This is a genomic window from Cupriavidus sp. HMR-1 (assembly GCF_000319775.1).
In the GTDB taxonomy this organism is placed as follows: Bacteria; Pseudomonadota; Gammaproteobacteria; order Burkholderiales; family Burkholderiaceae; genus Cupriavidus; species Cupriavidus metallidurans.
Genome location: NZ_ANKP01000203.1, coordinates 1 through 6,075 on the forward strand (window position 1 = coordinate 1; position 6,075 = coordinate 6,075).

The window sequence follows — 6,075 nt, forward strand, 5'->3', positions numbered from 1 at the left end:
GCGCTCGGTGGCGCGGCGCCTCGCGCGCCGCACCAGCCGGCGTCGCACGCTGGCCTGCTCGAATCGCCAGATGATGTAGAAGAACGCCAGGAGCGGCCATAGCCAGCCCAGCCATTGCGCGAGGCTGTTGAAATGGATAAAGCGGCCCATGCGCCAGCCTTGCTCCGAAATCCAAGCGTACGGGTTCGACGGCAGCACGTTGGTCAGCACGATCAGCGTCGCCAGCGCCAGCGTGGCGAGGATCGCCCGCAGCCAGCGTGGCAGGCGCAACAGCAGCACCAGCACCAGCGAACTCGTCAGCAGCGCGAAGCGCCCCCCCTCGGACAGCCAGTTGAAGGCGTTGTCGTCCGGGAACTGCAGCTCGGCTACCGCGGCCTTGATGATGAGCGCGGCAGTCAGCAGGCCCGCCAGGATGCGCAGCATCGGCGCGGTGCGCCGCATGGCGATCGAGGCGAACAGGCCGGTGCCGATCCAGCTCGATGCTGTGACCATCGTCTCCAGCATCAACTGGCCCTGCATATCGTCAGGGCGCAGACCGATGTTGTCCTGCCATGCGATCAGCGCAGGGAAGTAGGCCTGCACCAGCTCCATCGGCCACGAGTCCGGGTCGGTCAGCCATTCCCGCACGATCCCGCCCATGCCGAACAGATGCTCCTGCGGGAAGATCTGCGCGAACGGCCAGAGCAGGATCAGGATGATCGCGAAGCTCGCGTACGGCTCGAACCACGCGTAGCGCAGTCGCGTCAGGGTGCCGCGGTCCACCAGCGCACTGGTGAACGGCGCCACCACGGCCGCGCCGAGCAGTGAGCCCAGCGCATTCGTGATCAGGTCAATGTTCGAGGAGATGCGCGTTGGCAGCCAGGTCTGCAGCGCCTCCATCGAGCCGGACAGCAGCGCGCCGGCCACCAGCGCGATCAGCGTGGCCCGCGCGCCGGACACGCGCGGATGCAGAGACAGCACAACGAGCGCGCCGAACGGGCAGTAGCCGAGCACATTGGTCAGCAGGTCGAACTCGGTGATGTAGCGCGGCTTCGGCGCGGTCAGGAAGGCGAATGCCGAGACGCCGTTGTTGACCCATCCGGTGAACGGATAGAGGCTCGCGTACACCACGAGCAGTGTGAAGCAGAGCAGGCCCACGCGCGCCACCGGCGAGTGACGCGGCAGCAGCGCGACTTCGAGTTCGGACTGGCGCGTGTCCTCCGGTTGGCTCCGCTGCGGCTCCGGAGGCTCTGGGGAGTGGGGAGAGGGCGGGGGCGTTGCCTGTGCCATGACTACGGTAGGACGTCGAACGATGTGACCGACACGGCTACCACTCTACGCTCATCGGCGCTGCGGGGCCGGCGGCGCGGTCGATGCCTGCGCGCCATCGAGCGGGAGCGTCGCGGTCCAGTCTAGGATCGCGGCGATCACGGCATCGACGCTGGTCGAAAGTGCCTTGACGCCACCCTGGCCGTCCGCGCTTGGCGCCGGCTGTTCGGCGACGAACGTCTTCTGTCCGATCAAGCCCTTGTGGTAGACCGTGGCGCGGGCTCGAACCACGCCGCGGCTGCTGGTCGGAGAGTCGAAGACCTGTTCGAAGGCGAGCAGGTCGACCTTGAGCGCCGGGATCGTCGTATCGCCCGACCATGACAGCGGGCCGCGAGCGGCCACCGCGTCGCGGAGGCGATCGTTGAACAGGTGCTGCGGGGAGTCTACCCAACGCTGCGTCGAGTAAGCCTGCAGCCGCTGTGCCTGCGTGTATTGGAGCCGGTAGTAGATGCCGCTGCCGTCCATCCAGATCGGCCCGTCGGTCTGCGTGATGCGCAGCTTTGGCAACGGTGCCGGCGGCTGAGATGGCGCCGCTGCCAGCGGGCCGAAGTCATAGGTGGTCGAAGGCGGCTGCGAGGACAGCACGCTGCAACCCGACAGCGCGATCAGCAGGCCCAGCGCGGTGAATCGGAGAGCGGAGGCGATGGTCATGGTGAATTTCCGTCGAGTTACCGTCAAATGTGGGGCCCTGCGGATCAGGGCGCCTTGAAACCCGGCTCGCCCGGGCCAGGCGTGAGCGATGGTCCACCGAACAGCACGCTGCTTGGCTTGTCGTTGAACTGGCTAGCGGCGCGGTCGATGCTGCGCACCGCCTGGCGTGACTCGCGTGCCAGTCCGTTGATCTGTGGCAGCGTTTCCTGATTCACGATAGTGGTGGTGGACTGTACTGAATCGGCAGCCACCTGCAGGTCGTTGCCAACGCGGTTGACCGTGCGCATGACCGTGCCGTCGGGGTTGCCGATCTCATCGGTCAGCCGCTTCGTCGACACCAGCGCTGCGTTCAGGTTGTCCACGGCCTTGGGCAGCTTCTCGGCGGCCGGCTGCAGGGTCGACTTCAGATGCGAGTAGTCGTCTGCGGTCTTGTGCACGGCCCGGATGGCCGCCATCAACTCGTCGCGGTTGGCGGGCTGGAACATGCTGTCGAGCGATGCCATCAGTGTTTCGGCCTGCGTCAGCAGTGAATCGCCGCGCTTTTCCAGTTCCTCGAAGAAACCGGGCCGCATCACGATGCGCGCGGGCTCGCGTGCCGACGTCTTCAACGGCGGCGAGCTCGTCGTGTCGCCCTCCGTGCGCTCGGAATCGTCGAGCTGCACGTAGGCAATGCCGGTCACGCCCTGAAAGCCTAGCGTGGCATACGTGGTGCGCGTGATTGGCGTGTCATGGTTGATGCTGATACGGACGATGATCTGGCCCGGCACCTGCGGATCGAACTTGATCGACAAGACCTTGCCGACCTCGAGTCCGCGATATTTCACGTCGGCCTGCGGCCCCAGTCCGTTCACCGTCGATCGCGTGATCAGGTCGTACGGCACGCGCACGGTGTGATCGCTGCTGAACCAGAACAGCGAAACGGAAACCAGGATGGCAAGGCCGATGGTGAACACGCCGGCCAGGAAGGCGTTTGACTTGTTTTCCATCAGACTTCTCCAGGATGCGCGTCCGGCGCGCCGGGGCCCTTGGGAGCCGGCAGCGCCTGGAGCGCGCGCTGGGCGCGTTCGCCCAGGAAATATTCGCGAATGAATGGGTGGTCGACCTTGATCACCTCGGGAATTGGCGCAGCGGCCAGCACTCGATGGTCGGCCAGCACGGCCACGCGATCGGACAGCGCCACCAGCGTGTCGAGGTCGTGCGTGATCATGACCACGGTCAGGCCGAGCTCACGGCGCAGTTCGCGGATCAGGGCCACATAGTCGTCCGAGGCCATCGGGTCGAGGCCGGCGGTCGGCTCGTCCAGAAACACCAGCTCGGGTTCCAGCGCCAGCGCGCGGGCCAGCCCGACGCGCTTGATCATGCCGCCGGACAGGTCGGACGGCATCTTGTCGGCGTCCTTGGCGGAGAGCCCCACCAGTTGCAGCTTGAGCAGCGATGCCCGGCAGATGAGATCGTCCGGCAGCGCGCGCATTTCGCGCAGCGGCAGCGCGACATTGTCGATCACCGACAGCGCGGAGAACAGCGCGCCACGCTGGAACTGCAGCCCCCAGCGGCTGCGCAGGGCCTGCAACTGGTCAGCGGACAGTTCCGCGGGATTCTCACCGAAGACCCGGATCGTGCCCGAGGTCGGACGGTCCAGGCCGACGATCTGGCGCAGCAGCACGGTCTTGCCCGAGCCAGACCCGCCAACGATCGACAGCACCTCGCCGCGATAGACCTCGAGGTTCAGATCCTTGTGAACCACGTTGTCGCCGAAGCGCTTCTCGAGGTTGCGCACCTCGATGATCGTCTCGCGCGGGGTGCCGCGCTCAATGGTTGGACTCATATGCCGATGTCCTTGAACAGGATCGCGAACACGGCGTCGGCGATGATGACCACGGTGATCGACGTCACCACCGACGCGGTCGTGCCCTGGCCCAGGCTCTGCGTATTGGGTTTGACGCGCAGGCCGAAGTGGCAGGCCGTCAGCGCGATCAGCATGCCGAAGACCACGCCCTTGCACAGGCCGAACCACAGGTTGGCAACCGGCACGGCATCGGGCAACTGGCGCAGGAAGTACACGTAGCTGATGTCGAGCTGCAGGCGCGCGGCGACCATGCCACCGAATAGCGCCAGCAGGTCGGTCCAGGCCACGAGCAGCGGCATGGAGATGGCCAGGGCGATCACACGCGGCATGACCAGCCGGAAGCCATGGGAAATCCCCATGACGGACATCGCGTCGAGTTCCTCGGTCACCCGCATCACGCCGATCTGCGCGGTGATGGCCGAGCCGGAGCGGCCGGCGATCAGGATCGCGGCCAGCACCGGACCGAGCTCGCGGATAACGGCCATGCCGAGAATATTGACGATGAACGTGCTGGCGCCAAATATCCGCAACTGATTGGCCGACAGGTAGGACAGCACGATGCCGATCAGGAAGGCGACCAGCGCCGTGATGCCGAGCGCCTTGTAGCCGACGTTGTAGATATTCGCGGAGATTTCGCGCCAGGGGCCGCGATGCGGCGCGCGCAGGAAGCGCAGCAGGTCGAACACCAGTTGCCCGAGCATCGTGACGCCGACGCCGAGTTGGGCCAGAAACGACAGCACGCTCGCACCGACGATCGTCACCGGGTTGAAGCGTTCGACCATGTGCTTCTTCCAGCCCTCGGTGCGCAGGCCGGCGATGCGCGCGAACACGCGCTTCTGGCCGTCATTGAGCGACACGTTGTCAGGCATGTGGCCATTCCAGGCCTGCCAGATCAGTTGTGCGCCGATATGGTCGAGGCGCGTGATGCCATCGAGGGACCACTCGGCGTGGCGCGGCGCCTCGGACAGTTCGTGCAGTTGCGCGCGCAGGCCACGTGCTTCATGGCATCCGGCTAGCGCAACGGCCGTCCACTCTCCCTGCAACTGCACGCGGAAGTCGGTGTCCTGGCGCGATATCTCGATGACGGGTGTCGGCTGGCGTTCCAAATGAGGCTGATGTGATGGGCGAGTCTCGATTCTATGCTACTGGCCGCCGGCATGGCGATCAGACACCTTCTGACACGGTGGCGGCTACAATCTCGCCAGACCGCGCCGCGCGGGTTTGATTCCCTGAAACTCCCCGAATTCCGAGTTCTTTGCTTTCGACATGTCAGAAGCCCCCGACCGTTCCCCATCCGCCCCCGACTGGCGCATCGATGCCGATTCCCTGCATCGCGAGCTTGGAGCGGGTGCCGCGCACGCCTGGGCCGTCGAGGTGGTCGAGGAAACCGGCTCGACCAATGCCGACCTGACCCTGGCTTGCCGTGCCGCGCCATGGTCGGACGATGCGTGCAGCGTGCGGGTGGCCTATCGCCAGACAGCGGGCCGTGGCCGGCATGGCCGCCCGTGGCGGGGGCAAGCTGGCCTGACTTTCTCGGTGGCGATGCCGCTGGCGCTGGCGCCAGCGCGCCTGAGCGGACTGAGTCTTGCCGTCGGACTGGCGCTGGCCGAGGCGCTGGAGGACGTGGACGCGGCGCTTGGCGCGCGCGTTGGCCTGAAATGGCCAAACGATCTCCAGATCGACGGCCGCAAGCTGTCGGGCATCCTGATCGAATCGGTGCCTGCCGGGCCGGAGCGGGTCTGGGCCGTGATCGGGATTGGCCTGAATCTGGTGCGTGACCCGGAGATGGAAGCCGCCCTGGGCCGCGATCTGGCTGGCGTGGCCGAGGCCATGACGACGTTCGATCCGCAACGGGACCCGACGCGCATCCTGGCTGCGATCGCGAACCGGTTGGCGCGGATGCGCGAGGCATTCCTGGTGGATGGCTTCGCGCCGATGGCGTCGCGCTGGTCTGCGCGGGATGCATTCCGCGATGAGCCGGTGCGCCTGCTGCACGATGGCGTGGTGCAGGCCGAGGGGCTGGCGCGTGGCGTGGATGGCGAAGGCTACCTGCTGCTGCACACGCCCGAGGGGCTGCAGCGCATCGCCAGTGGCGAAGTCTCGCTGCGCGGAGCCGGTGCATGAGTCGGCTCCTGATCGACATCGGCAACACACGCCTCAAATGGGCGTGGTGCGATGACGCGCCCGTGGCTGCGGAGCATGTCGTCGAGGGTGGCGCGGTTCTGCCCTCGCCTTGGCGACACGGCGGCGCGGCGGCGCACGCCGTGCCG

Annotated in this window: 6 protein-coding genes and 1 pseudogene; 2 read left to right on the top strand and 5 right to left on the bottom strand. The window is 66.6% G+C overall.

Annotated elements, in window-relative coordinates; genetic code table 11:
* The 5 genes from D769_RS20220 to D769_RS20240 all read right to left on the bottom strand — a co-directional run.
* Nucleotides 1-1,269: VanZ family protein (locus D769_RS20220; protein ID WP_040011161.1), on the bottom strand; the 1,269-nt coding region annotated here is incomplete at its 3' end.
* A gap of 51 nt (nucleotides 1,270-1,320) precedes the next feature.
* Nucleotides 1,321-1,959, bottom strand: coding sequence for an ABC-type transport auxiliary lipoprotein family protein (locus tag D769_RS20225; protein ID WP_008648920.1), 639 nt, complete (start codon nucleotides 1,957-1,959; stop codon nucleotides 1,321-1,323).
* Between the two features lie 44 nt (nucleotides 1,960-2,003).
* Nucleotides 2,004-2,945 carry an MlaD family protein gene (locus tag D769_RS20230; RefSeq protein ID WP_008648921.1) on the bottom strand — a complete coding sequence of 314 codons (942 nt, stop codon included), beginning with the start codon at nucleotides 2,943-2,945 and terminating at the stop codon, nucleotides 2,004-2,006.
* Nucleotides 2,945-3,784 (bottom strand): ABC transporter ATP-binding protein, encoded by an 840-nt coding sequence (locus tag D769_RS20235; RefSeq protein ID WP_008648922.1) that lies wholly within the window; start codon nucleotides 3,782-3,784, stop codon nucleotides 2,945-2,947. The genes D769_RS20230 and D769_RS20235 overlap by 1 nt, the downstream gene beginning before the upstream one ends.
* Nucleotides 3,781-4,854, bottom strand: a complete 1,074-nt coding sequence (locus tag D769_RS20240; RefSeq protein WP_223277362.1) for an ABC transporter permease — start codon at nucleotides 4,852-4,854, stop codon at nucleotides 3,781-3,783. The genes D769_RS20235 and D769_RS20240 overlap by 4 nt, the downstream gene beginning before the upstream one ends.
* 217 nt (nucleotides 4,855-5,071) lie before the next feature.
* Between D769_RS20240 and D769_RS20245 the strand changes: the two genes are divergently transcribed.
* Nucleotides 5,072-5,929, top strand: coding sequence for a biotin--[acetyl-CoA-carboxylase] ligase (locus D769_RS20245; RefSeq protein ID WP_008648924.1), 858 nt, complete (start codon nucleotides 5,072-5,074; stop codon nucleotides 5,927-5,929).
* Nucleotides 5,926-6,075 (top strand): annotated as a pseudogene (locus D769_RS32765) (type III pantothenate kinase); the annotation flags it as partial. The gene D769_RS20245 and the pseudogene D769_RS32765, both read left to right, overlap by 4 nt.

What these genes read in the sequence shown, in the direction of transcription:
- D769_RS20225 (WP_008648920.1), bottom strand. Translation starts at nt 1,959, where the DNA reads ATGACCATCGCCTCCGCTCTCCGATTCACCGCGCTGGGCCTGCTGATC.
- D769_RS20230 (WP_008648921.1), bottom strand. Translation starts at nt 2,945, where the DNA reads ATGGAAAACAAGTCAAACGCCTTCCTGGCCGGCGTGTTCACCATCGGC.
- D769_RS20235 (WP_008648922.1), bottom strand. Translation starts at nt 3,784, where the DNA reads ATGAGTCCAACCATTGAGCGCGGCACCCCGCGCGAGACGATCATCGAG.
- D769_RS20245 (WP_008648924.1), top strand. Translation starts at nt 5,072, where the DNA reads ATGTCAGAAGCCCCCGACCGTTCCCCATCCGCCCCCGACTGGCGCATC.